Annotated in this window: 21 protein-coding genes; 13 read left to right on the top strand and 8 right to left on the bottom strand. The window is 65.7% G+C overall.

Annotated elements, in window-relative coordinates; all coding sequences use genetic code 11:
- The first annotated feature begins 162 nt into the window (after positions 1 to 162).
- The 8 genes from ABIA90_RS37790 to ABIA90_RS37755 all read left to right on the top strand — a co-directional run bounded on the left by ABIA90_RS37790 (position 163) and on the right by ABIA90_RS37755 (position 6,679).
- The gene (locus ABIA90_RS37790) at positions 163 to 825 is read left to right on the top strand and encodes an amino acid ABC transporter permease (protein WP_008131668.1); all 663 of its coding nucleotides are present in this window, start codon (positions 163 to 165) and stop codon (positions 823 to 825) included.
- A complete protein-coding gene (locus ABIA90_RS37785) occupies positions 822 to 1,628 on the top strand; it encodes an amino acid ABC transporter ATP-binding protein (RefSeq protein WP_085398520.1) in 807 nt (268 codons plus the stop codon). The genes ABIA90_RS37790 and ABIA90_RS37785 overlap by 4 nt, the downstream gene beginning before the upstream one ends.
- Positions 1,628 to 2,383: an SDR family NAD(P)-dependent oxidoreductase gene (locus ABIA90_RS37780; protein WP_354121373.1), complete on the top strand. Its 756-nt coding sequence runs from the start codon at positions 1,628 to 1,630 to the stop codon at positions 2,381 to 2,383. The genes ABIA90_RS37785 and ABIA90_RS37780 overlap by 1 nt, the downstream gene beginning before the upstream one ends.
- Complete coding sequence (locus ABIA90_RS37775; protein WP_354121372.1) at positions 2,380 to 3,507, top strand: muconate cycloisomerase family protein; 1,128 nt, start codon at positions 2,380 to 2,382, stop codon at positions 3,505 to 3,507. Before ABIA90_RS37780 ends, ABIA90_RS37775 begins: the two co-directional genes overlap by 4 nt.
- Positions 3,508 to 3,761: 254 nt before the next feature.
- The gene (locus ABIA90_RS37770; RefSeq protein ID WP_063979832.1) at positions 3,762 to 4,181 is read left to right on the top strand and encodes an HIT domain-containing protein; all 420 of its coding nucleotides are present in this window, start codon (positions 3,762 to 3,764) and stop codon (positions 4,179 to 4,181) included.
- Between the two features lie 9 nt (positions 4,182 to 4,190).
- Positions 4,191 to 5,135 carry an NAD(+) diphosphatase gene (nudC, locus tag ABIA90_RS37765; protein WP_354121371.1) on the top strand — a complete coding sequence of 315 codons (945 nt, stop codon included), beginning with the start codon at positions 4,191 to 4,193 and terminating at the stop codon, positions 5,133 to 5,135.
- Positions 5,136 to 5,148: 13 nt separating this feature from the next.
- A complete protein-coding gene (locus ABIA90_RS37760) occupies positions 5,149 to 6,072 on the top strand; it encodes a sugar kinase (RefSeq protein ID WP_354121370.1) in 924 nt (307 codons plus the stop codon).
- A 97-nt stretch (positions 6,073 to 6,169) separates the two neighbouring features.
- Positions 6,170 to 6,679, top strand: a complete 510-nt coding sequence (locus ABIA90_RS37755) for an Lrp/AsnC family transcriptional regulator (protein ID WP_014491365.1) — start codon at positions 6,170 to 6,172, stop codon at positions 6,677 to 6,679.
- Between the two features lie 158 nt (positions 6,680 to 6,837).
- Here ABIA90_RS37755 and ABIA90_RS37750 read toward each other — a convergent pair whose 3' ends face one another.
- The 4 genes from ABIA90_RS37750 to ABIA90_RS37735 form a co-directional block, all read right to left on the bottom strand.
- Positions 6,838 to 8,337 (bottom strand): phosphomannomutase/phosphoglucomutase, encoded by a 1,500-nt coding sequence (locus ABIA90_RS37750; protein ID WP_354121369.1) that lies wholly within the window; start codon positions 8,335 to 8,337, stop codon positions 6,838 to 6,840.
- Between the two features lie 209 nt (positions 8,338 to 8,546).
- Positions 8,547 to 9,059, bottom strand: coding sequence for a TIGR02281 family clan AA aspartic protease (locus tag ABIA90_RS37745; protein ID WP_071909170.1), 513 nt, complete (start codon positions 9,057 to 9,059; stop codon positions 8,547 to 8,549).
- A gap of 129 nt (positions 9,060 to 9,188) precedes the next feature.
- Positions 9,189 to 11,666, bottom strand: coding sequence for an ATP-dependent helicase HrpB (gene hrpB / locus ABIA90_RS37740; protein WP_354121368.1), 2,478 nt, complete (start codon positions 11,664 to 11,666; stop codon positions 9,189 to 9,191).
- Positions 11,667 to 11,782: 116 nt separating this feature from the next.
- Positions 11,783 to 13,099 (bottom strand): UDP-glucose dehydrogenase family protein, encoded by a 1,317-nt coding sequence (locus tag ABIA90_RS37735; RefSeq protein WP_354121367.1) that lies wholly within the window; start codon positions 13,097 to 13,099, stop codon positions 11,783 to 11,785.
- A 192-nt stretch (positions 13,100 to 13,291) separates the two neighbouring features.
- Here ABIA90_RS37735 and ABIA90_RS37730 point away from each other — a divergent pair, with 192 nt between their 5' ends.
- The 3 genes from ABIA90_RS37730 (at position 13,292) to ABIA90_RS37720 (ending at position 18,517) form a co-directional block, all read left to right on the top strand.
- Positions 13,292 to 14,359, top strand: a complete 1,068-nt coding sequence (locus ABIA90_RS37730; protein ID WP_354121366.1) for an acyltransferase family protein — start codon at positions 13,292 to 13,294, stop codon at positions 14,357 to 14,359.
- A gap of 215 nt (positions 14,360 to 14,574) precedes the next feature.
- Positions 14,575 to 17,628, top strand: coding sequence for a DNA polymerase I (gene polA, locus ABIA90_RS37725; RefSeq protein WP_354121365.1), 3,054 nt, complete (start codon positions 14,575 to 14,577; stop codon positions 17,626 to 17,628).
- A gap of 253 nt (positions 17,629 to 17,881) precedes the next feature.
- The gene (locus ABIA90_RS37720; protein WP_354121364.1) at positions 17,882 to 18,517 is read left to right on the top strand and encodes a LysE family translocator; all 636 of its coding nucleotides are present in this window, start codon (positions 17,882 to 17,884) and stop codon (positions 18,515 to 18,517) included.
- A 170-nt stretch (positions 18,518 to 18,687) separates the two neighbouring features.
- On the opposite strand, the gene ABIA90_RS37715 is transcribed toward ABIA90_RS37720, so the two are convergent.
- Positions 18,688 to 19,314 (bottom strand): glutathione S-transferase family protein, encoded by a 627-nt coding sequence (locus ABIA90_RS37715; RefSeq protein WP_354121363.1) that lies wholly within the window; start codon positions 19,312 to 19,314, stop codon positions 18,688 to 18,690.
- Between the two features lie 171 nt (positions 19,315 to 19,485).
- Between ABIA90_RS37715 and pyrE the strand changes: the two genes are divergently transcribed.
- Together pyrE and ABIA90_RS37705 are read left to right on the top strand one after the other, a co-directional pair.
- Entirely contained in the window at positions 19,486 to 20,049 is a 564-nt protein-coding gene (gene pyrE, locus ABIA90_RS37710; RefSeq protein ID WP_014491354.1) for an orotate phosphoribosyltransferase, read from the top strand.
- A 232-nt stretch (positions 20,050 to 20,281) separates the two neighbouring features.
- Positions 20,282 to 21,064, top strand: coding sequence for a DUF2865 domain-containing protein (locus ABIA90_RS37705; protein ID WP_071909165.1), 783 nt, complete (start codon positions 20,282 to 20,284; stop codon positions 21,062 to 21,064).
- Positions 21,065 to 21,175: 111 nt separating this feature from the next.
- Here the strand turns inward: ABIA90_RS37705 and ABIA90_RS37700 are convergent, their stop codons facing one another.
- From ABIA90_RS37700 to ABIA90_RS37690, 3 genes are all read right to left on the bottom strand, one after another.
- Positions 21,176 to 21,607: a hypothetical protein gene (locus ABIA90_RS37700; RefSeq protein WP_354121362.1), complete on the bottom strand. Its 432-nt coding sequence runs from the start codon at positions 21,605 to 21,607 to the stop codon at positions 21,176 to 21,178.
- A gap of 320 nt (positions 21,608 to 21,927) precedes the next feature.
- Positions 21,928 to 22,626: a ligase-associated DNA damage response endonuclease PdeM gene (pdeM, locus tag ABIA90_RS37695; protein WP_354121361.1), complete on the bottom strand. Its 699-nt coding sequence runs from the start codon at positions 22,624 to 22,626 to the stop codon at positions 21,928 to 21,930.
- 116 nt (positions 22,627 to 22,742) lie between these two features.
- On the bottom strand, positions 22,743 to 25,319 hold the full coding sequence (locus ABIA90_RS37690; protein WP_354121360.1) for a ligase-associated DNA damage response DEXH box helicase: 2,577 nt from the start codon (positions 25,317 to 25,319) through the stop codon (positions 22,743 to 22,745).
- Positions 25,320 to 25,623: the final 304 nt, after the last annotated feature.

Raw genomic sequence — 25,623 nt, 5'->3', positions numbered from 1 at the left:
CGTCATGGCCGGGCTCGTCCCGGCCATCCACGCCTTACACCCGGCACCGAGAACGTGGATGCCCGGGACATAGGCGAGCGGAAGCGACGCCGTCCTTCGGACGGCTACGCCCGGGCATGACGACGAATTTCTGGGCGACATCGGGTACGAGTAAGAACACGCATGTATCAGTGGGACTTCGGCATCCTCTGGAGCTATCGCTGGCTCTTTCTCAACGGGCTCGGCGTCACCGTCGGCTTCACCGTGGTCATCGTCGTGCTCGGTCTCGTCTTCGGCCTGTTCGGCGCGTTCGGCAGCCTGTCGCGCTTCAAGGCGGTGCGTCTCCTCGCCCTCACCTTCATCGAGGCGTTCCGCTGCACGCCGATCCTGGTGCAGCTGATCTGGTTCTATTACGCGCTGCCGATCCTGGCCGGCGTCGAGATGACGCCGATCACGGCCTCGGCGCTGGCGCTCTCGCTCTATGGCGGCTCGTTCTATTCCGAGATCATCCGCGGCGGCATCATCTCGATCGACAAGGGCCAGTCGGAAGCCGGCGCCGCGCTCGGCATGACGCCCGGACAGAGCATGCGGCGCATCGTGCTGCCGCAAGCGATCAAGCGCATGATCCCGGCGCTGATGAACCAGTCGATCATCCAGTTCAAGAACACTTCGCTGGTTTCGGTGCTCGCCGTGCCCGACCTCGTCTACCAGAGCCAGGTCGCCGCCCATGACAGCTACCGGCCGCTCGAGACCTACACCGCGGTCGCGGTCGCCTATGCGGCGATCCTGATTCCCCTGACCATCATCGTCCGCCGCGGCGAGAAGCGACTGGCGGTCAGCGAATGAGCGAGCCATCCAGGAACACTTCGAAGATCGAGATCCGCAGCCTTCGCAAGAGCTTTGGCAGCAACGAGGTTCTGAAGAACATCAGCCTCGACGTGGCCAAGGGGGGCGTGGTGGCGCTGATCGGCCCATCCGGCTCCGGCAAGTCGACACTGCTCCGCTGCATCAATCTGCTGGTCGTGCCCGACGGCGGCAGCGTCCGCGTCGGCGACACAAGCTTCCAATTCGGCGAAGGCGCCAAGCTTCCGGACGTGAAGACACTCGCCAAATTCCGCACCACCACCGGCATGGTGTTCCAGCATTTCAATTTGTTCCCGCACATGACGACGCTTCAGAACGTCATGGAGGGGCCCGTCACGGTGCGCCGCATGGCCAGGGCGGACGCCGAGAAGCTCGCGCGCGCGCAGCTTGCCAAGGTGGGCCTTGCGGAGAAGGCCGACCAATATCCGGCGACGCTGTCCGGCGGGCAGAAGCAGCGCGTCGCGATCGCACGTGCGCTCGCGATGGAGCCGGACGTGATGCTGTTCGACGAGGCCACCTCGGCGCTCGATCCCGAGCTCGTCGGCGAGGTGCTCGCCGTCATGCAGCGGCTGGCCTCGGAAGGCATGACCATGGTGATCGTGACCCATGAGATCGCCTTCGCCCGCGAGGTCGCCGACCGCCTCATCTTCATGCGCGACGGCGTCGTGGTCGAGGAAGGTCCGGCGCGGCAGGTGATCGACAATCCGCAGGAAGCCGCGACGCGCGCCTTCCTCAGCCATTTCCACCGCACCGGTGCGTTGCCGCCGGCCAACGTAGCACCGTGATGCCTGATATCGATCGCGCCTATCTCGTTACCGGTGCCGCCAGCGGCATCGGCCGCGCCACCGCAAAACTGCTCGCGGCCCCCGGCACCGCGCTTCTGCTCCATACCCGCTCGAACGCGGAAGGTCTCGATGCCGCCGCGGCCGAAGCCGAAGCGAAAGGCGCCGCCGTCGCAAAGTGCCTCGGCGATCTCGCCGAGGAAGCAGCCGTCACCGACGCCGTCGCCGCCGCGCAACGCGCTTTCGGACGGCTCGACGGATTGATCCTGGTCGGCGGTCATGCCCGCCGCGGCAGCGCGATCGGCACGCCGGCTGATCAGTTCCGGCAGGCGATGGACGAATCGGCGCTGGCGTTCACGCGGCTGGTCGACGCCGCGCTGCCGCTACTGCGTGACGGGCGCGATGCGCGGATCGTGGCGATCTCTTCTTTCGTCGCGCATGCGATCCGGCCCGAGTTCGCGCCCTTTGCCGCAACGGCGGCAAGCCGTTCCGCGCTCGAAGCGCTGGTGCGTCTCACCGCGATCGAGCTCGCAAAAGACGGCATCACCGTCAATGCGGTGTCACCCGGCCTCATCATCAAGGACAAGCCGAGCGAGAGCCGGCTCTCGCCCGAGCAGATCGCCACCACCGAGGCGCTGATTCCGATGCGCCGCCGCGGGCGGCCGGAGGAAGTGGCCGAGATCATCGCCTTCCTGGCATCACCGAAGGCGTCCTACGTCACCGGCCAGGTCTGGCACGTCAATGGAGGCCTGACATGACCGAAGCGACCGTCGAACGCATCAGGCTGTTCCTGATCGAGAGCCCGATCAAGATGGCGCGCCTCCAAGGCGTCGGCAACGTCAAGGGCACGGTGAAGCGCGTGCTGATCGAGCTCACCGCGAGCGACGGCGTGATCGGCTGGGGCGAGGCGGCACCGTGGGAAGTGTTCACGGGAACGCCGGAAGCGGCCTTCTCCGCGCTCGACATCTATCTGCGGCCGATCGTGCTCGGCAAACCCGTGCGCCGCATTCGCGCGCTGATGGCCGAGCTCGACCGTACGCTGGTCGGTCATGCCGAGGCCAAGGTCGGAATCGAGATGGCGCTGCTCGACATCGTCGGCAAGTCGTCAGGATTGTCGGTCGCCGACCTGCTCGGCGGCCGCGTGCGCGACACGATTCCCCTCTCCTTCTCCATCGCCGATCCCGATTTCGCCGCCGATCTCGAGCGCATGCGAAAGATGGTTCCGGACGGCAACGTCATCTACAAGGTCAAGACCGGCGTGAAGCCGCATCGCGAGGACCTCGATCATCTCGAAGCGATCCGTAAGGAATTCGGCGACAAGGTCGACCTGCGCGTCGATTACAACCAGGCGCTGGCGCCGTTCGGCGCGATCAAGATTTTGCGCGATGTCGAAGAGTTTGCGCCGACCTTCATCGAGCAGCCGGTGCCGCGCAAATATCTCGACGTGATGGCGCAGCTCACCGCGGCGCTGGAAACACCCGTTCTCGCCGACGAAAGCTGCTTCGACCGCCGCGACATGATGGAGGTGGTGCGCCGCGAGGCGGCCGATGCCGTCTCGATCAAGCTGATGAAAGCCGGCGGCCTGATCGAGGCGCAGGCGATCATGGCGATCGCCGACGTCGCCGGCCTGCCCGGCTATGGCGGCACGCTGTGGGAGGGCGGCATCGGGCTTGCCGCCGGGACGCAGCTGATCGCGGCAACGCCGGGCATCTCGCTCGGCTGCGAATTCTACATGCCGCATCACGTGCTGACCGAGGACGTGCTGGAAGAGCGCGTTGCCAACCGCGCCGGCCATGTCGTGGTGCCCGACGGCCCGGGCCTCGGCATCCGCGTCAGCGAGGCCTCCGTCCGCGCCAATGCGCGGGTGCTTGCGGAGGCGTAATTCCGTCATTCCGGGGCGCGCGCAGCGCGAGCCCGGAATCCATAACCACAGGGAGTGGTTTTCGCGCGAGCTGGTCACCACGCATCTTCGCCAAACTTCTCCCTGTGGTTATGGGTCCCGGGCTCGCGCTTTGCGCGCCCCGGGACGACAGCGGAGCATGCCGCCCCCGCGGCCCCTAACCTTCCCCTCAGGGACTCCCTATCGTATGGTCCGGCCAAACACGCCCGGCCCCATCGGGCCATCCGGAAACGCATATGTCTGATCCCGCCTGGTCGCTGCACTCCCGCCTAAAAGAGGACACCATCGACATCGGCGACCTGCCGCTGTCGAAGGTCCTGGTCATCAAGGACGCGCATTATCCCTGGCTGCTGCTGGTGCCGCGGCGGCCCGATGCCGTCGAGATCATCGATCTCGACGAGGTGGAGCAGGCGCAACTCATGACGGAGATCTCCCGCGTCTCGCGCGCGCTGAAAGAGATCACCAAATGCGACAAGCTCAATGTCGCCGCGCTCGGCAACCTCGTGCCGCAGCTTCACGTCCATATCATCGCACGCCGGACCAGCGACGCCGCATGGCCGCGGCCGGTCTGGGGCGTGATGAAGCCCTTGGCGCATGACGCTACCGAGGTGCAGACTTTCATCAGCGCGCTTCGCCGCAAGATCTGGCTGGGTTGAGAACAAGAAATGTCAGCATTCGACTCGTTTCCGCTGGGACAGCCGGCCTTCGTCACTCACGTCCTCGATCGCGCCGCGCATCTGCGCCGCGACGACGAAAAACTGTTCGCGATGGAGCAGAAGCCATCGTCACGCGCCTATGTCGTCTACCGCGACTCGCTGCTGGTGAAGCGCGAGGGCGACAAGGCGCGGGCGCTGCTGGGAATCGACGAGGCGCTGAAATGCGGCGCCAACCCCGGCACGATCTTCTTAGGGTTGCGCGACGGCGCCGCGGTGTTCGGCATGGGGATGTCGCAGGCGGCGGCCGAGAAGCTGATCGGCCGCGAGGACTACACCGTCACCGAGCTGCGCGGCATGGCGATGCAAGGCGCGATTCCACCCGACGAGCTCTCGGCGATCGCGATGGCGAAGTCGATGGTGAGCTGGCACCAGCGCCACGGCTATTGCGCCAATTGCGGCACGCGGAGCGCGATGAAGGAAGGCGGCTGGAAGCGCGAGTGCCCTGCTTGCAAGGCCGAGCACTTTCCGCGCACCGATCCCGTCGTGATCATGCTGGTCGCCTCGGGCGAGAAGTGCCTGCTCGGCCGCCAGAAGCAGTTTCCGCCGGGAATGTATTCCTGCCTCGCCGGCTTCGTCGAGGTCGCCGAGACCATCGAGGACGCGGTACGCCGGGAAATCCTCGAAGAATCCGGAATCCGCTGCACCGACGTGCAGTATTACATGACGCAGCCCTGGCCCTATCCATCGTCGCTGATGATCGGCTGCAGCGCGCGGGCGCTCAACGAGGACGTCGTCGTCGATCATTCCGAGCTGGAGAACGCGCGCTGGTTCACCCGCGAGGAGGCCGCGCTGATGCTGACGCGGACGCATCCGGACGGGCTCGCCGGCCCGCATCCGTTCGCGATCGCCCACCATTTGCTCGGCCGCTGGGTGCACGACAAGACCGGCGCGTAAGCTGGGGCCGCCGGTGGCCATATCAGGGACCGCGCCGCACATCCTTTGCATCGGCATTCCCGTGCGCGACCTCACCTTTCGAGTCGAGGCCGTGCCCGCGCGCGGCAGCAAGGCCAACGCCACGCATCTCGCCGAGATCTGCGGCGGCAACGCGCTCAATGCTGCGATCGCCATCGCGCGGCTCAGTGGCCGGGTCTCCTTCGCAGGACCGATGGGCGATGCACGGGAAGCGTCGAGCGGCTTCATTCTCGAACAGATGGCCAGTGAAGGCATCGACACGACGCACGTCGTGCGCATGCCCGGCCTGACCACGCCGGTCTCGGCAATCCTGATCGAGCCCTCGGGCGAACGGACGCTGACGATCTATCGCGATCCCGCTCTGTGGAGCGTGAAGCTGCCGGACGGTGACGCGCTGCTCGCCGATTGCCGCGCGGTCCTCGTCGAGAGCCGCTGCGGCGCCCTTTGTATCGATCTCTGCGCCGAGGCGCGACGACGCGGCATTCCCGTCATCGTCGGCGTCGATCGCGCGATGTCGTTGCAGGACGGCCTGCTCACGGCCGCCTCGCACCTGCTGTTCGCCAGCGACCAGGCGCAGGAGACGGCCGGTGTCGCCGATGACGGCGAGGCATTGAAGCGCCTGGCAGGGCTGACGCCGGCCCTTCTCGCCGCCACGCGCGGCCCGCGCGGCACGATCTGGCTGAACGAGGCGGGCGAGCTGGAGGAGACACCGGCCTTCCCGGTTCAGGCGGTCGATACGCTCGGGGCCGGCGACGTCTTCCATGGCGCCTTCACGCTTGGCCTCGCCGAGGGCGCGCAGGTGCGCGAGGCGCTGCGATTCGCCGCGGCCGCCGCAGCGCTGAAATGCACCCGCCATGGTGGCGGCATGGCCGCCCCACAACGTGTTGAAGTTGAAGAGCTTTTACGAGGCAGATTCTAGAGCGGTTCCACTGTTGCGCCGAGATTATGGGCTTGCCGTGGAAAGATTTTCTCTATATCAGGGAAATCAGCCCATGAAATGGAACAAAGTTCTTCAAATGACTGACCTCGCCGTGCAACTCCCCGAGACCAGCCGCCGCCTCGATGCCATCGACCGCAAGATTCTGATGGTGCTCCAGGAGGATGCCTCCCTCTCCGTCGCCGAGATCGGCGACCGCGTCGGGCTGTCCTCGACCCCCTGCTGGAAGCGCATCCAGCGCCTCGAGGCCGACGGCGTGATCCTGAAGCGGGTCGCCCTGGTCGACCAGAACAAGATCGGGCTCGGCATCTCCGTGTTCGTGTCAGTCGAGAGCGCCGACCATTCGGACGCCTGGCTGAAGAAGTTCGCCGAGGCCGTGAGCGCCATGCCCGAGGTGATGGAGTTTTACCGTATGGCCGGCGACGTCGACTACATGCTGCGCGTCGTGGTCGCCGACATGCAGGCCTATGACGTGTTCTACAAGAAGCTGATCAGCGCCGTGCCGCTGAAGAACGTCACCTCGCGCTTCGCGATGGAGAAGATCAAGTCGGTCACCGCGCTGCCGATCCCGGCGGTGGTGGCGGCTTAAAATCGCGTACTTGAGATTGGCGCTTCACTGGTGATCGTCATGGCCGGGCTTGTCCCGGCCATCCACGCCTATCTGCGCGCCCAAAAGCGCGTGGATGCCCGGGACAAGCCCGGGCATGACGGCGGATGTTCCGGCTCAAGCCGCGCTCGCCCCGCCGCTCAAATCGTCTGATTGTACGCGCCGACTTCGGGATGCGTGCGGAGCACGCTGTTCACCATCTCGAACATGTCGTGCATGCGCTGCTCGGAGACCGGGCTCTCGACCACGACGACGAGCTCGGGCTTGTTGGAGGACGCGCGCACCAGGCCCCAGCTGCCGTCCTCGACCGTGACGCGTACGCCGTTGACGGTGACGAGATCGCGGATCGCCTGGCCACCGATCTTGGCGCCCTTGGCCTGCAGGCCTTCAAAATGCTTCACCACCTGGTCGATGACGCCGTACTTGGTCTCGTCGGCGCAATGCGGCGACATGGTCGGCGACGACCAGGTTTTCGGCAGCGCGTTCTTCAGGTCGGCCATCGACTTGCCCGGCGCGCGGTCGAGCATGTCGCAGATCGCGAGCGCCGACACCAGGCCGTCGTCATAGCCGCGTCCATACGGCTTGTTGAAGAAGAAGTGGCCGGACTTCTCGAAGCCCGCGAGCGCACCCGTCTCGTGGGTGCGGCGCTTCATGTAGGAATGGCCGGTCTTCCAATAGGCGACCTTGGCGCCCTGCTTCTGCAGCACGGGATCGGTGACGAACAGGCCGGTCGACTTCACGTCGACAATGAAATGCGCGTCCTTGTGGATCGCCGACATGTCGCGGGCCAGCATCACGCCGACCTTGTCGGCGAAGATTTCCTCGCCGGTGTTGTCGACGACACCGCAGCGATCGCCGTCACCGTCGAAGCCGAGACCGACATCGGCCTTGTGATGCAGCACCGCGTCGCGGATCGCGTGCAGCATTTCCATGTCTTCCGGGTTCGGATTGTATTTCGGAAAGGTGTGGTCGAGCTCGGTGTCGAGCGGGATCACCTCGCAGCCGATCGCCTCCAGCACCTGCGGCGCGAACGCGCCGGCGGTGCCGTTGCCGCAGGCGGCGACGACCTTGAGCTTGCGGGTCAGCTTCGGACGGCCGGTGAGATCGGCGATATAGCGCGCCGGATAATTCTCGTGGAACTGGTAGGAGCCGCCGGCCTTGTTGTTGAATTCGGCGTTGAGCACGATCTCCTTCAGCCGCGTCATCTCGTCGGGGCCGAAGGTCAGCGGGCGGTTGGCGCCCATCTTCACGCCGGTCCAGCCATTGTCGTTGTGCGAGGCCGTGACCATGGCGCAGCAGGGCACGTCGAGGTCGAACTGCGCGAAATAGGCCATCGGCGTCACCGCGAGCCCGATGTCGTGCACCTTGCAGCCCGCAGCCATCAGGCCGGAAATCAGCGCATATTTGATCGAGGCCGAATAGCCGCGGAAATCATGGCCGGTGACGATCTCCTGCTTGACGCCGAGCTCCGCAATCAGCGCGCCCAGCCCCATGCCGAGCGCCTGGATTCCCATCAGGTTGATTTCCTTCTGGAACAACCAGCGCGCGTCGTATTCGCGAAAACCCGTGGCCTTCACCATCGGCTCGGATTCGAAGGCATAGGTGTTGGGCAACAAGACGGATTTCGGCTTGGGGAACATTGAGACGGTCTCGTGAAAATGGCGGGAATTGATGCAGCCTTAGCGAATGCCGGGCCGCAGCGGAAGGCGGGAATGGCAGCTTATGGCTTATAATTGCGGCAGTTTGGTAACGGGAAAACGCGGCCCGGCGCGAGACTTCCGCCAACGCCGTCCTGAAAAAATCCGTGCGAACGACCGTTCGTCGGCGCGGTGAGCGCCTTTGAGGCGGCTTACTGCTCCAGCACCATCTGACCGTTGGCGTATTCGAAGCGCTTGAGGCGGGACAGGAAGGAGAGGCCGAGCAGGTTCTCCGACAGAGCCTCGTCCGGCAGCACCATGGCGTCAACGTCGCGCACGACGAGGCCGCCGACCTCGAGCATGGCGATGCGCGTGCGCGCCGCCTTGATGGTGCCGTTGGCGGTCGAGACGGTGGCGTTGTACTCGCCGCGCGAGGGACGCAGGCCAAAGCGGGCGGCCGAGCTCTCGTTCAGCGCGACCACGGAGGCGCCGGTGTCGATCATGAAGCCGATCCGTTGGCCGTCGATGCGGCCTTCGGCCTGAAAATGGCCACGGCCATCGCGGGAGATGGCGAGGCTGCGCCCACCGGCTGGCGCCGTCGCAGCAACCGCGATCGTCGTGCGCGGCGCTGACGTCGCGGAGGCGGAACTCATCCTGTCCGCCATCTGCGCCATGAACGTGCCGAGGCCGATCATGATGGCCGCGAGGATCATTATGTTACGCATCACACCACTTCCGAGCTGGAAAGCTCGATTTCACCACGCGACACGTCTGGCCGCGAGCGACGCTGCGGTCAGAGCGCCGCTATTTTGACGAAAAGGATGAGCGGAGGGTTAATGCGCCTTCGTGGCTTCTCAGGTCCCGCGCGGCTTGACCCGCCGTGTCGGCAGCGCACTCGCCGGATCCTCCGGCCAGGGATGGCGCGGGTAGCGGCCGCGCAGGTCGGAGCGCACCGCGGCGTAGCTGCCGCGCCAGAAACCGGGGAGGTCGCGCGTCACCTGCACAGGGCGCTGCGCCGGCGACAGCAATTCCAGCACCAGCGGCACCTTGCCGGCGGCGATCGACGGATGGGTGTTGAGCCCGAACAATTCCTGGAGCCGCACCGCGATAGTCGGCCCCTGCTCGGCCTCGTAGTCGATCGCGAGCACGCTGCCGGTCGGCGCCTCGAAATGCGTCGGCGCCTCGCGATCGAGCCTTGCGCGCATCTCCCAGGGCAACAGCGCCATCAGCGCGTCGGAGAGATCGCCGGCCGAGATGTCTTTCAGTGCGATCTTGTCGTAGAGCGCCGGCACCAGCCAGTCGTCGCGCCGCGCGATCAGTCCGTCGTCGGACAAATCGGGCCAGCTGTCGCCCTCGGCCTTGCGCAGAAACATCACGCGGTCGCGCCCCTGCTTTGCGGCCTTCGACCAGGGCAACCGGTCGAGACCTGCGGCAATCAGCCCATCTGCGAAGATCCGCGCGGTCTCCTCCGAAGGCGACACCGCGAGTGTCGCCTCAGACAGCGTGATCGCATGCAGCGCGCGCTTGCGCCGCGCGCGCAGCGCCATCGCGCCGCGGTCGAAGGAGATCTCGTCGACGGTCTCGATATGCTCGGCAAAATGCCGCTCGATGTCGTCCTCGCCGATCGGCGCCGCCAGCAGAACGCGGCCGCTCGCCGCCGTGCCCGTCATCTCGCCGATCGCGATGTAGGGTGCGCGGGCGAGCGACGAGGTCTGCTCCACCGCGGCGCCGCGACCATTGGCGAGCACGAAGGTGCCATTGCCGCGATTGCGCGCGACGCGGTCCGGGAAGGCGTAGGCGAGCATCAGGCCGGTCGAGAGATCATCCTGTCCGGTTACGGCCTTCTCCGACGCCGCCACCTGCGAAGCCCAGCGCCGCGCGAGATCGCGCGCGCTCGCGGCGCGCGGCGAGCGATCGCGGCGGAACTGATCGCGCCGGTACTCGAGATCGACGCTGTCGCCGCCGAGCCCGCGCTCGGTGACGATGGCCGCGATCTCGGCGGCGGCTTCGCCGCCGCCCACGCGATGCGAATCCACGATCATGCGCGCCAGCCGCGGCGGCAGCGCCAGCGCGCGCAGGCTTTTGCCTTCGGCGGTGATGCGGCCGTCGCCATCGAGCGCATTGAGCTCGGAGAGAAGGCTTTTCGCCTCTTTCCAGGCGGGCAGCGGCGGCGGATCGAGGAATGACAGCGCCGAAGGATCGGCGACGCCCCATTGCGCGAGGTCGAGCACCAGCGAGGAGAGGTCGGCGCTGAGGATCTCCGGCTGGGTGTAGGGCGCGAGCGAGGCCGTCTGCGGCTCGTCCCAGAGCCGGTAGCAGACGCCCGGTTCGGTGCGGCCGGCGCGGCCGCGGCGCTGGTCCACCGCCGCACGCGCAGCGCGCACGGTCTCGAGCCGCGTCAGCCCGATGTCGGGCTCGTAGCGCGGCACGCGGGCGAGACCGGAATCGACCACGATGCGCACGCCCTCGATGGTGAGCGAGGTCTCCGCGATCGAGGTCGCCAGCACCACCTTGCGCGTGCCTTTCGGCGCGGGCGCGATCGCGCGGTCCTGCACGGCAGCGTCGAGCGCGCCGAACAGCGGCACGATCTCGATGCTGGCATCCTGGACGCGTTCGCTGAGGAAATTCTGGGTGCGGCGGATTTCGGCGGCGCCGGGCAGGAACGCCAGTACCGAGCCGCCGTCGGCGCGCAGCGCGGACGCAATCGCATCCGCCATCTGCCGCTCCACCGGCGCATCCGCCTTGCGGCCGAGATAACGCGTCTCGACCGGAAAGGCGCGGCCCTCGCTCTCGACAACGGGCGCTTCCCCGAGCAGCCTTGCCACGCGCGCGCCGTCGAGCGTTGCCGACATCACGAGGATGCGCAGATCCTCGCGCAGGCCGGTTTGCGCGTCGCGCGCCAGCGCGAGGCCCATGTCGGCATCGAGCGAGCGCTCGTGGAATTCGTCGAACAGGACGGCCGCGATGCCGGAGAGCTCGGGATCGTCGAGGATCTGGCGGGTGAAGATCCCCTCGGTCACCACCTCGATGCGCGTCGCGCGCGAGATCTTCGAGCCGAAGCGGACGCGGTATCCGACGGTTTCGCCGGCCCGCTCGCCAAGCGACTTGGCCATGCGCTCGGCACTCGCCCGCGCAGCGATACGCCGCGGCTCCAGCACGATGATCTTCTTGCCCGCGGCCCAGGGCGCATCCAGCAGCGCCAGCGGCACCCGCGTGGTCTTGCCTGCGCCGGGCGGCGCCACCAGCACGGCGGCGTTATGCGCCTCCAGCGTGCGCGAGAGGTCGTCGAGCACGGCATCGATCGGGAGGGGCGTGTCGAAGCTGCGGGGCAAGGCCTATCCATTCATCATGCCCGGCCTTGTGCCGGGCATCCACGTCTTCGACTAGAAACAGACGTGGATGGCCGGGACAAGCCCGGCCATGACGAAATCGTTGCGGCAGTGGACCGTCAGCCCTGCACCGGCGGACGGCCGATGCTCTCGTAGGTGAAGCCGGCGGCTTCCATGTCTTCGGGACGGTAGACGTTGCGGAGATCGACCACGACGGGCTGCGTCATGGTCGCCTTCAGCCGGCCGAGATCGAGCGCGCGGAACTGCACCCATTCGGTGACGATGACGAGCGCATCGGCGCCTTGCGCGCAGGAATAGGCGTCCTCGCAATAGGTGATGTTCGGCAGCTCGCCCTTGGCCTGCTCCATGCCGACGGGATCGAAAGCCTTGACCGTCGCGCCCATGTCGATCAGGCCGGTGACGAGCGGAATCGACGGCGCATCGCGCATGTCGTCGGTGTCGGGCTTGAAGGTGAGGCCGAGCACGGCGATGGTCTTGCCGCGCAAGCTACCGCCGAGCGCCTGGCTGACCTTGCGCGCCATCGCGCGCTTGCGGTTCTCGTTGACGGCCAGCACGGCTTCGACGATGCGCAAGTTCACGTCATAGTCCTGCGCGATCTTGATCAGCGCCTTGGTGTCCTTCGGGAAGCAGGAGCCGCCGAAGCCCGGACCCGCATGCAGGAACTTGGTGCCGATGCGGTTGTCGAGGCCGATGCCGCGCGCGACCTCCTGCACGTCGGCGCCGACCTTTTCCGAGAGATCGGCGATCTCGTTGATGAAGGTGATCTTGGTCGCGAGGAACGCGTTCGCGGCGTATTTGATCATCTCGGCGGTGCGGCGCGCCGTGAACATCAGCGGGGCCTGGTTCAGCGACAGCGGGCGATAGACGTCGCCCATCACCTTGCGGCCGCGCTCGTCGGAGGTGCCGACGACGACGCGGTCGGGATACTTGAAGTCGCGGATCGCCGCGCCCTCGCGCAGGAATTCGGGGTTGGAGGCGACGACGACGTCGGCCGCAGGGTTGGTCTCGCGGATGATGCGCTCGACCTCGTCGCCGGTGCCGACCGGGACGGTCGACTTGGTCACGACGACGGTGAAGCCCGACAGCGACTGCGCGATCTCGCGCGCGGCGGCGTAGACATAGGACAGATCGGCGTGACCGTCGCCGCGGCGCGAGGGCGTGCCGACCGCGATGAAGACGGCATCGGCGTCCGCGACCGGCTTCGACAAATCGGTGGTGAAGTCGAGCCGCTTGGCCTTCACATTGGTCGCGACCAGCTCGTCGAGGCCGGGCTCGTAGATCGGAATCTCGCCGCGATGAAGCGCCGCGATCTTCTTCTCGTCCTTGTCGACGCAGGTGACGTCGTGACCGAAATCCGCAAAGCAGGCGCCGGACACCAGTCCCACATAGCCCGTTCCGATCATCGCGATTCGCATGAAAAACCCTGTTCCAGCTTGGTTAACGAAACCCCAACTCGAGCGGTTTAGCATTTTCCTGAGGGGAGAGAACAGCCCGGATGCAAAAACCGGCACGCGAATTGTACCGGTAAAGAAACCTTAAACCGCAAGGCTTCACACTGCGCCACGTCCGCACAGAGCCGGGCGGACCGCGCCTCGAAACGGGACACCATGGCATTATCAGGCACAATCGCCGCGAGCGGGCTTTCCAAGGCCCCCCCGGCCGCGCGTGTCGACTGGATCGACTATGCCAAGGGCATCTGCATCGTCATGGTCGTGATGATGCACTCGGTGCTGGGGGTGGAGATCGCGGCCGGCCAGACCGGTTTCATGCATGTCGCCGTGGCCTTCGCAAAGCCGTTCCGGATGCCGGACTTCTTCCTGATTTCGGGCCTGTTCCTGCCATTGGTGATCGATCGGGACTGGCGAACCTATCTCGACCGCAAGGTGGTGCATTTCGCCTATTTCTATGTCGTCTGGGTGACAATCCAGTTCGGCTTCAAGGCACCGGCATTCGCGGCGGAGACGAGCTGGCGCGAGGCCGGCCTGCTGTATCTGGAATCCTTCGTCGAACCGTTCGGCACGCTCTGGTTCATTTACCTGCTGCCGATCTTCTTCATGGTCACAAAACTGACACGGCGTATTCCGCCGCTGGCGATCTGGCTCATCGCTGCCGCGCTGGAGACGGCGGGCATCTCGACCGGTTGGACCGCGATCGACGAATTCTGCGCGCGCTTCGTCTATTTCTATTCGGGATATCTGTTCGCGCCTTACGTGTTCGCGCTGTCCGATCGCGCGCGCAACCATCCCGCACTCGCGCTGGCGGCGCTTGCGACCTGGGCGCTGGTCAATGCGGGCCTCGTCGCGCTCGGCGCCAGCGAATGGAAGATCGTCTCGCTCGCGCTCGGCTTCGCCGGCGCCTGCGCCATCATCACGATGGGCACGCTGCTCGCGCGCGCACAGTGGTTGAACTTCTTCCGCTTCTGCGGCGAGCATTCGATCGTGATCTACCTCGCCTTCTTCCTGCCGATGGCGGCGACACGAACGCTGCTGCTGCGCACCCACATCATTGCCGACATCGGCACGGTGTCGCTGATCGTCACCATCGTCGGCGTGATCGGATCGCTCGCGATCTGGTACGTCGCATTGCGGCTCAATGCCCGCTTCCTGTTCGAACGGCCGCAGACGTTCTGGATCGCGCCGAAGAAGGCCGGGCCAGTGTTGCAGGCGGCGGAGTAGCCGCCCTCTCGGTGTCGTCGCCCGGCTCGACCGGGCGACCCAGTACGCCGAGACGCCAGTGATTGAGCCGAGAAGCCACGGCGTACTGGATTCCCCGCTTTCGCGGGGAATGACAGCGGGGATGTGGGGAACGACAGTGGGGATAGCGGCACCAGCGGCCCAAAAATCCCCCGCTCAAGGCTGTCAAAGCCCGCAAAAATTCATACATTGCGGCCATGCCCAAAAGCTCCCCAACGACATCCCCGAAGACCGCCGCGAAAGCCGACACCAAACCCGCTGCTGACAAGCCTGCTGCCAAACCGGTCGCGGCGAAGGTGGCCGGCAAGGGCGACCACATCTTCCTGGTCGACGGTTCCGGCTACATCTTCCGCGCCTATCACGCGCTGCCGCCGCTGAACCGCAAATCCGACGGTCTTCAGGTCAATGCCGTGCTCGGCTTCTGCAACATGCTGTGGAAGCTTTTGCGCGACATGCCCGAGGACAACCGCCCGACGCATCTGGCGATCGTGTTCGACAAGTCGGAAGTCACCTTCCGCAACAAGATCTATCCCGAGTACAAGGCGCACCGGCCGCCCGCGCCCGATGATCTGATCCCGCAATTCGCGCTGATCCGCGAAGCCGTGCGCGCCTTCGATTTGCCCTGCCTGGAACAGGGCGGCTTCGAGGCCGACGATCTCATTGCGACCTATGCGCGGCAGGCCAGCGACCGCGGCGCCCACACGACCATCGTATCCTCCGACAAGGATTTGATGCAGCTCGTGAACGACAAGATCATGATGTACGACACCATGAAGGACCGTCGTATCGGAATCCCCGAGGTGATCGAGAAGTTCGGCGTGCCGCCGGAGAAAGTCGTCGAAGTGCAGGCGCTGGCCGGCGATTCCACCGACAACGTTCCTGGTGTCCCCGGCATCGGCATCAAGACCGCCGCGCAGCTGATCGTCGAATATGGCGACCTCGAACAGCTTCTGTTCCGCGCTACCGAGATCAAGCAGCCGAAGCGGCGCGAGGCGCTGATCGAGAATGCCGAGAAGGCGCGGATTTCGCGCCAGCTGGTGCTGCTCGACGACAAGGTCGAACTCGAGGTGCCGCTGGACGATCTCGCAGTGCACGAGCCCGACGCGCGCAAGCTGATCGCCTTCCTGAAGGCGATGGAATTCACCACGCTGACGCGTCGCGTCGCCGACTATTCGCAGATCGATCCCGCCAATGTCGATGCCGATGCGTCGAACAGCAGCGGCGCGAGGGCTGGCGGCGACGCCGCCAAGGCAAAGACGTCAGAGACCTCCGGTGATCTGTTCGCCGCTCCAGCTGCGACCGCAACAGGCGGCGACAAGGGCGACAAGTCGGCCGGTCTCAAGGGCGCGCCGATTTCACTGGCCGCCGCGCGCGAAGAGGCGCTGCGCAAGCTGCCGGTCGACCGCAGCAAATACCAGGCGATCAAGACGCTCAAGGAGCTCGACGCCTTCGTCGCGCGCATCCACGACGCCGGTCATGTCGCGATCGAGACGAGAGCCAACTCCATCGATCCGATGCAGGCCGATCTGTGCGGCATCGCGCTGGCGCTGGCGCCGAACGAGGCCTGCTACGTGCCGCTCGCGCACAAGCAGTCCGGTGGCGGCGCCGGCCTGTTCGACGCGGGTCTCGCGCCGGACCAGGTCAAGCATGCCGACGCGATCGAAGCGCTGCGGCCGGTGCTGGAATCGGCGGGCATTCTCAAGATCGGCTTCGACGTCAAGTTCACCGCCGTGATGCTGGCGCAGCACGGCATCACGCTGCGCAACGTCGACGATGCGCAACTGATCTCCTATGTGCTCGATGCCGGCCGCGGCTCGCACGCGATCGAAGCGCTCGCGGAGCGCTGGTTCGGCCACGCCATGCTGAAGGAGAGCGAGCTGCTCGGCAGCGGCAAGGGCAAGATCACCTTTGACCAGGTGCCGATCGACAAGGCCGCGCCGCTGTCGGCGGAAGGCGCCGACATAGCCTTGCGCGTGTGGCGCGTGCTGAAGCCGCGCCTCGTCGCCGAGCACATGACCGCCGTTTACGAGACGCTGGAGCGGCCGCTGGTGTCGGTGCTCGCGCGCATGGAGCGGCGCGGCATCTCGATCGACCGCCAGGTCTTGTCGCGGCTATCAGGCGACTTCGCCCAGACCGCGGCGCGCGTCGAAGCCGAGATCCAGGAGATCGCGGGCGAGCCCGTCAATGTCGGCAGCCCCAAGCAGATCGGCGACATCCTGTTCGGCAAGATGGGACTGTCCGGCGGCACCAAGACCAAGACCGGCGCCTGGTCGACGACCGCGCAGGTGCTCGACGAACTTGCCGAGCAGGGCCACGACTTCCCGAAGAAGATCCTGGAGTGGCGCCAGGTTTCGAAACTGAAATCGACCTACACCGACGCGCTGCCGACCTACGTCAACCCGCAAACCCATCGCGTCCACACCACCTACGCGCTGGCCGCGACCACGACGGGCCGGCTGTCGTCGAACGAGCCGAATCTGCAGAATATTCCGGTGCGCACCGAGGACGGGCGAAAGATCCGCCGCGCCTTCATCGCGACACCGGGACATAAGCTCGTCTCCGCCGACTATTCGCAGATCGAGCTGCGGCTGCTCGCCGAGATCGCCGACATTCCCGTCCTCAAGCAGGCGTTCAAGGACGGGCTCGACATTCACGCGATGACGGCCTCCGAAATGTTCGGCGTGCCGATCGAGGGCATGCCGAGCGAAATCCGGCGCCGCGCCAAGGCGATCAATTTCGGCATCATTTACGGCATCTCGGCCTTCGGCCTCGCCAACCAGCTCGGCATCGCGCGCGAGGAAGCCTCCGCCTACATCAAGAAGTATTTCGAGCGCTTCCCCGGCATCCGCGCCTACATGGACGAGACGCGCGACTTCTGCCGGAGCAACGGCTATGTCACCACGCTGTTCGGCCGGAAGATGTACTATCCCGACATCAAGGCTTCGAACGCCTCGGTGCGCGCCTTCAACGAGCGCGCCGCGATCAACGCACGGCTCCAGGGCACCGCCGCCGACATCATCCGCCGCGCCATGACGCGGATGGAGGACGCCCTGGTCCAGAAGAAGCTGACGGCGCAGATGCTGCTCCAGGTGCACGACGAACTGATTTTTGAGGTGCCTGACGCCGAGGTCGCGGCGACGCTGCCGGTGGTGCAGCACGTGATGCAGGACGCGCCGTTCCCGGCCGTGAACCTGTCGGTGCCGCTGCATGTCGATGCGCGCGCGGCGAAGAATTGGGACGAGGCGCATTGAGGCTACCTCTTAACCTCGCCCCGCTTGCGGGGAGAGGTCGGATTGCGAAGCAATCCGGGTGAGGGGGTACAGGTCTCACCGCGATCTCACTCGCGGAGAGAAGCCCCTCACCCCAACCCTCTCCCTGTAAGAACGGGGCGAGGGAGCGCACCGAGCGTTCGGCGGCAGATCGAATTGTCCTCCGTGCAATTGCGCGATGGCTCCGCCGCGCGGCGCACATTAGAACGGTGTCGTCTCCCGCACCGGTTCATTCATGCCCCCCACCTCCGCCCTGCTCGGCTTCGCCCTCGTCTCTCTCGGCCTCGTGCTCACGCCCGGGCCGAACATGATCTATCTGATCTCGCGCTCGATCACGCAGGGGCCGGCGGCGGGCATCATCTCGCTCGGCGGGGTGGCACTCGGCTTCGTGTTCTACATGCTGTGCGCGGCGTTCGGCATCACCGCGCTCTTGCTCGCCATTCCCTTTGCCTATGACGCGCTGCGCTTCGCCGGCGCGGGCTATCTGCTGTGGCTGGCCTGGCAGGCGGTGAAGCCGGGCGGACGTTCGCCGTTCCAGGTGAAGCAGCTTGCAATCGACAGCCCGCGCAAATTGTTCGCGATGGGTTTTGTCACCAATCTGCTCAATCCGAAGATCGCGATGCTATATCTGGCACTGCTGCCGCAGTTCATCGATCCCACCGCCGGCAGCGTTCTGACGCAGTCGGTGGTGTTGGGGGCGATCCAGATCGCGATCAGCGTCAGCGTCAACGCGATGATCGCGCTTGCCGCCGGATCGATCGCGCTGTTCCTGGCGAGCCGGCCGAGCTGGATGCTGGTGCAGCGCTGGCTGATGGGCACGGTGCTGGCCGGGCTTGCGGTGCGGATGGCGGTGGAAGCGAAGAAGGTGTGATTATTTTTCTTCCTTCTCCCCTTGTGGGAGAAGGTGGCGCGAAGCGCCGGATGAGGGGTCTTTCTCCGCGCATTCGAAGACAGCTGGACTCGCGGAGACAGACCCCTCACCCGTCTCGCCGCTACGCGGCGAGCCACCCTCCCCCACAAGGGGGGAGGGAAAAAGGCCCCTCAATCCAGCTTCGCGTCCATGCCCCGCTTCACCGCGGGACGGGCCATCAGCGCCTCATACCAGCGCTTGACGTTGGGGAAATCGGCCAGCTCAACCTTGTGGCGAGGGTGGCGCCAGGCCCAGCCCAGGATGGCAAAATCGGCAACCGAGAGGTCGCCGGCGACGAAGTCGTGGGCCTCTAACCGGCGGTCCAGCACGCCGTAGAGCCGGCGCGTCTCCGCCATGTAGCGTTTCAGGCCATAGGCGCGATCCTGCTCGTTCTCGAGCGCGATGAAATGGTGCACCTGGCCGGGCATCGGGCCGAAGCCGCCCATCTGCCACATCAGCCATTCAAAGACGGGGATGCGCCCGGCGAGCGATTTCGGCAGGAATTTGCCGGTCTTTTCGCCGAGATAGAGCAGGATCGCACCGGACTCGAAGATGCTGACGGGCTTGCCGTCCGGGCCCTCGGGGTCGACGATCGCGGGGATCTTGTTGTTGGGGCTGAGCTTCAGGAAGCCCGGCGCCATCTGCTCGCCCTTGGTGATGTTCACCGGCACCACCTTGTAAGGCAGCCCCATTTCCTCCAATGCGACCGAGATCTTGCGGCCGTTCGGCGTGTTCCAGGTGTGCAGCTCGATGGTCATTCAGGCATTTCCTTCCCCGAGATATCTGGCATCCAACTACTCCAGAAAGTTGCACCCCCACAACTGGCGGACCGGGATGGCCGATCCCTGTTGACTCGACCTGTCCCCTCTGGAATGTCGCGGCCGTCGCGGATAAATTCCGCCACCTCCAAAAAGCCCCGAGGGACCGCCGTGTCGAAATCTGCCTCCCGCGCCCGCCTGTTCGAAATCATCCGCCGGCGCTCCTTCGGCCGCGGTGACGTCACGCTCGCGTCGGGCCGCAAGAGCGATTTCTACTTCAACCTCAAGCCGACCATGCTCGACCCCGAGGGCGCGACGCTGCTCGCCGAACTGACCTATGAGGCGCTGAAGGACGACCAGCTCGACTTCATCGGCGGGCTCGAGATGGGCGCGGTGCCGCTGGCCGGCGCGCTGGCGCAGATCTCCTGGATCAAGGGCCATCCGATCGCGGCATTCTTCGTGCGCAAGAAGCCGAAGGAGCACGGCGCGAAGCTCGCGATCGAAGGCCTGCCCAAGGGCGAGACGCTCGAAGGCAAGCGCGTCGTGATCGTCGAGGACGTCACCACCACCGGCGGCTCGGCGATGAAGGCGGTGGAATCCGTACGCGAGACCGGCGCCGAGGTGGTGCTGGTGCTGACCATGGTCGACCGCGAGGAAGGCGCCACCGATACGTTTGGCGCGGCCGGCCTGCCGTTCCGCTCGCTGTACAAGGCGTCGGAGTTCCTGAAGGCTTAAGGCCGCGAGACAGTCCGTCCATGCCCGGGCGTTGCCCGGAAGCAACCATCCGCCGGAAGCTGTGCCCGGCCTTGAAGAGGTCACGGCCTCGACTTGAAATCGCCTCCGCTCAACTGCTCATTTACCATCCAGCACTATGGTGAATCATGTGCCGAGACCTCGGAAGGTTCCGGCCGGTTCAGTAGCGTCGGAGTGAGCATTGCGTACAGCCTTGTCCCATGCGCGTCGCGCGATGCTTGTGGCCGCCAGCCTGGCGGCCCCGCTGCTTGCGGCTCCAGCCCCGGCTTCGGCCGAGGGCCTGTTCGACTTCTTCTTCGGCGGAATGCAGCGGCCGCGGCCACAGCGTGAGGTGCCGCAGCAGTCGAACTCCTTTGCCGATCCCTTCGCCAGCCAGCAGAATCCCGCAAACCCGCAATATGTGCCCCCGACACGCGCGGCGGCGGCCGGCGGCTCCGGCCCGGCCTTCTGCGTGCGCACCTGCGACGGCAAATATTTTCCGCTGATGCGCGGCCTCGCCTCGCCCGCCCAGATGTGTCAGGCGTTCTGTCCTGCCACCACGACAAAGGTCTATTTCGGCTCTTCGATCGACGGCGCCGCTTCGCAGACCGGCGAGCGCTACGCCGACAGCGAAAACGCGTTCGCCTATCGCAAGGCGCTGCGTGCCGACTGCACCTGCAACGGCCGTGAGCCGGTCGGCCTCGCCCCGGTCGATCTCGCGCTGGATTCCTCGCTGAAAGCCGGCGACGTGATCGCGACCAGCGACGGCCTCGTCGCCTATACCGGCATCCGCGTCGGCAATGACCAGGCTGCGGACTTCACGCCGGTTGCCTCCTACCCCGGCCTCACCGCGCAGGTCCGCGCGCGGCTTGGCGAGATGAAGGTGGCACCGGTGCGCGCGGAGACGGTCGCAGCAGATGCGCCGGCCTCAGTCGAGATCGTGCGCGAGGCACTGCCTGACGTGACGGTGCCGAAGACCCCTGCACAGAAGCCGGCGAAGCGGGCGGGGCTGGACTAAGCCCCAACTAAATCAAAGTCGTCATTGCGAGCGCAGCGAAGCAATCCAGTCTGCCACCGCGGACAGATTCTGGATTGCTTCGCTACGCTCACAGTGGCGGAGGGTGCTGCGTCATCTCCCGATGATCACCCCGATCACGTTCGGCGCCGCCAGATATTTTTCCTCGATCGCCGCGCGCGCGGCGGCGCGGTTTTCCTGAGTCAGCAGGCCGCGCTTTTCGGCCAGGATCATCCAGCAAAAGCCCCACCAGTCGGTGAGCATGCCCGCCTCGCCGATGAGATCGTAACCCTGCTCGGCTCCGAAGATGCGCGCATGCGCTTCGTCCAGCGTGTCGAGGAACAGATGATCCTCGGTCGAGAACAGATCGTCGCTGACGTCGTCGATGGTGTAGCCCCAGATCGACTGGCACACCGCGTTGAACTCGCGGTCGAACTGGTCGTCATCGACCGCGTAGCGCCGCGCCGCCTGATGCAGCCGCGACAGCGAGCGCGCGAAATCGGCGATCCGGGTGAGGGCAAATTGATCGAAGGCGATGGTGGACATGTAGTCCTCGCAAAGTCTGACGGACGCTAGATATTGTGTCGGCAATGCGCCGAATCACAATGATATATCAAAGACTTGCTAAAGTGTTCTTAATTTGTTCTGGAACTGGGGACAAAGTCCGACTGGCGGAATCGAAAGGGGTCGCCTCGCAGCGACCCCTTTGCCGGTTGCAATCGTGTTCGGGATGAAATCCAGCCCCGGCAATTTGGCAAGTTAGAGGTACCTATGAACTTAGGCGATTCCGGATAAGTACTGGACGTAATCCTGTCCTATTTTCCGTTGACGGGCCCGATGGATCCGGTTCGCACGAGGCCGGGATCTCAACAACAGCGCGAGGCCGCAATGGCGTGGACGCGGCGGTCACCGAGCAGATGGGCGACAAAGCCATTGCTGGGAAAGATCTTTGCGAACGCGGCATCGCGGATGCTGAGACCGCCGGCATAGGCGCCGAAGGCAGGCATCACGGCGCGCATCCCGTCACTGGCGAAGCAGCGGCGTTCCATCGAGCGGCCGCGTGCGGAGACGCGCGCCTTCGGATGCAGATGGCCGGCGATCTCGCCGCGCGCACCTGTTGGCTCATGACGGAAGGTGATCGGGCCGATCGCGACTTCGTCGGCGATGGTCCCGCCGAGATCGCGCGGCAGCATGGGATCGTGATTGCCCGAGATCCAGATCCAGTCGCGGCCGGTCTGGAGTGCGGCAACAGCATCGCGATCGTCGGACGACAACCGCTCATGCGCGGTTCGGTCGTGAAAGCTATCGCCGAGCGCGATGACCGTTCGGGGATTATGGTGGGAGATGACAGCAGCGAGACGGCTCAGCGTTGCCAACGTATCGTAAGGCGGCAGCAGCACACCGCGCGTGGCGAAGCTCGACCCTTTTTCCAGATGCAGATCGGAGACGACGAGCAGGCGCTGTTCTTCCCAGAACAGCGCACCGAAGAGATCGGCGTGGAGCGCGATGCCAGCCACATCCAAAGTGCGTGTCGATGAGATCGATAGCGCCACTTGCTCCGTCATGGCCGGGCTCCTCCCGGCCATCCACGTTCTTGCCGCGGAAGCAAAGACGTGGATGCCCGGGCCAAGCCCGGGCATGACGATGTGGATGGAGTTGCGCGCACCACTGGTAAAATTCTCTACGACATCGCCTCTTTGACCAGCTCATCGGCGGCTTCCGCCAGGAGCTCGTCGCCAGCTTCGCCATAGACTGACTCGCGGCCGATTTCCAGCATCACGGGGACGGCGAGCGGCGAGACGTGATCGAGTTCCCGATGCGTGATACGGCCCTGGATGCGGGCAAGCATGGCGCCGAGACGGCGCAGGTCGAGCAGGCCGGTGGCGGCATCGGCACGGGCGGCGCGCAGCAACACGTGATCGGCCTGGTGCTTGCGCAGGACGTCGTAGACGAGATCGGTCGAGAACAGCACCTGGCGGCGGCTCTTGTCCTCGCTGGTGAAGCGCCGTTCGATCAGGCCGGAGATCAGCGCGCAATTGCGGAAGGTGCGCTTCATCAGCGCGGATTCCGCGAGCCAGGCTTCGAGATCGTCCCCAAGCATGTCCGGGTTGAACAGCGCGTCGAGATCGAGCTCGCCGTTGCGGATCATGAAGGAGGCATCGCCAAGCCCCCAGATCGCCACCGCATATTCATTGGCGACGAAGCCGAGCGGCCGGGCGCGCATCCGCTCCAGCCGCCGCGTCAGCAGCATGCCCAGCGTCTGGTGCGCGAGCCTGCCCTCGAAGGGATAGCAAATGAGATAATGCTTGTTGCCACGTGGAAAGGTCTCGACCAGCAGCTCGCGCACGCCGGGCACACGTGAGACGTCTTTCTGCAACGACAGCCAGTCGCGCACCTGCTCAGGCAGACCGTTCCATGCACGGCGGTCGTCGAGCAGGCGCCGCACGCGCTCGGCGAGATAGGTCGAGAGCGGAAATTTGCCGCCCATATAGGACGGCACTTTCGGGTCTTTGTCGTTGGCGCGGGAGACATAGACCTGATCCTCGGCCAACGCCTCATAGCGCACAACTTCGCCGCCGAACACAAAGGTGTCGCCGGCGATCAGGCCCTCGATAAAATATTCCTCGATTTCGCCGAGCACGCGGCCGCCGCGCGCGATGGCGCCGGTCGAGCCGCTGCCGGTGGAGCGCCCACGAACGAGCCGCACCTTCAGCATCGGCTCCTCGACGATGGTGCCGACATTGAGACGATAGCTCTGCCGCACCTTTGGATTGGCGACGCGCCAGCGCCCCTGCTTGTCCTGCTTGATGCGGGCGAAGCGCTCATAGGTCTTCAGCGCGTAGCCGCCGGAGGCGACGAAATCGACGACGTCGTCGAAATCCTGCCGGGCGAGATCTGAGTAAGGCGCGGCCGTGAGCACCTCGCCGTAGAGATCATCGCTCAGAAACGGCTCGCCGCAGGCGCGGCCGAGCACGTGCTGGGCCAGCACGTCGAGTGCGCCGGTGCGCAAGGGTGGCGTATCCTGCGCATTCTCGGCGATCGCATCGATCGCGGCGCGGCACTCCAGCACCTCGAACCGGTTGGCCGGCACCAGCACCGCGCGCGAGGCTTCATCAAGGCGGTGATTGGCGCGGCCGATCCGCTGCATCAGACGCGAGGCGCCCTTGGGCGCGCCGATATTGACGACGAGATCGACATCACCCCAGTCGACGCCGAGGTCGAGCGAGGAGGTGCAGACCACGCCGCGCAGTCTGCCCGCCGACATCGCGTCCTCGACCTTGCGGCGCTGGGCGACGTCGAGCGAGCCGTGATGCAGCGCGATCGCGAGGTTGTCGTCGTTCATGCTCCAGAGATTCTGGAACAGCATCTCGGCCTGGCTGCGGGTGTTGACGAAGACGAGCGTGGTCTTGTTCGCCTTGATCAGCTCGTAGATTTCGGGAAGCGCGTGGCGCGCGCTGTGGCCTGCCCAGGGCAGGCGTTCGCGGGTATCCAGCATCTCGACCAGCGGCGGCGCGGCACCGCCGGCGACGACAATGTCGGCGGCCGCCTCCTTCCCGCCGGGCTGCGGCACCAGGAAGCGCGCAAGCTGGTCCGGCTCGGCCACGGTCGCCGACAGGCCGATCGCGCGCAGCTGCGGCGCCAGCCGCCAGAGCCGCGCCAGACCGAGCGAAAGCAGATCGCCGCGCTTGGACGTCACCAGCGCGTGGAGCTCGTCGAGCACGATGCGCTTCAAGGAGGAGAACAGGAACGGTGCGTCGTCGGAGGAGAGCAGCAGCGCGACCTGCTCAGGCGTCGTCAGCAGGATATCGGGCGGATAGCGCCGCTGGCGCTGCCGCCGCGACACCGGCGTGTCGCCGGTGCGGGTCTCGACCTTGACAGGCAGCCCCATCTCGGCGATCGGCCGCTCAAGATTGCGGGCGATATCGACGGCGAGCGCTTTCAGCGGCGAGATGTAGAGCGTGTGCAGGCCATCGCTGCGGCGAACATCGCGGCCGGTGGAGACGAGGCTTTGCTTCGCCCTTCCGTCCCGTTCGACCGGCTGCGTCGAGAGCTCCACCAGCGTCGGCAGAAATCCCGCCAGCGTCTTGCCCGCGCCGGTGGGCGCTATCAGCAGTGCGGAACGATCCTCGCGCGCCTTGTCCAGCAGCGCGAGCTGATGCTCACGCGGCGACCAGCCGCGGGCCGCGAACCACGCCTGGAAGCGGTCGGGCAGCAGCGTGGCCGGCTCGGCCGGGATTTTGAGGATGCGGGGCGGCACGGCATCACAGGTAAGCCGTGGGGGTGGGTTCGTCGAGGGGTGGGGATGTGAATAGCGGGGCGCCGCTTTTCCCTCTCCCCTTGCGGGAGAGGGTGGCTCGCCGCGACAGCGGCGAGACGGGTGAGGGGTATCTCTCCGCGCGTCATTCTCTTTCGCGTACGTGGAGAAAGACCCCTCATCCGGCGCTTCGCGCCACCTTCTCCCACAAGGGGCCTGTTGCGTTATGGGCTCTTGAGGCTGAAGACGTCATGAGCGAATGCCCTGGTCGCGGCAATTGCCTGCCAAGATCTGTAGTTGTCGCCCT

The organism is Bradyrhizobium sp. LA6.8, from assembly GCF_040547935.1.
GTDB lineage: Bacteria > Pseudomonadota > Alphaproteobacteria > Rhizobiales > Xanthobacteraceae > Bradyrhizobium > Bradyrhizobium barranii.
The sequence above is the reverse complement of the archived record's forward strand: the minus strand, read 5'-3'. Positions and strand labels throughout refer to the sequence as shown.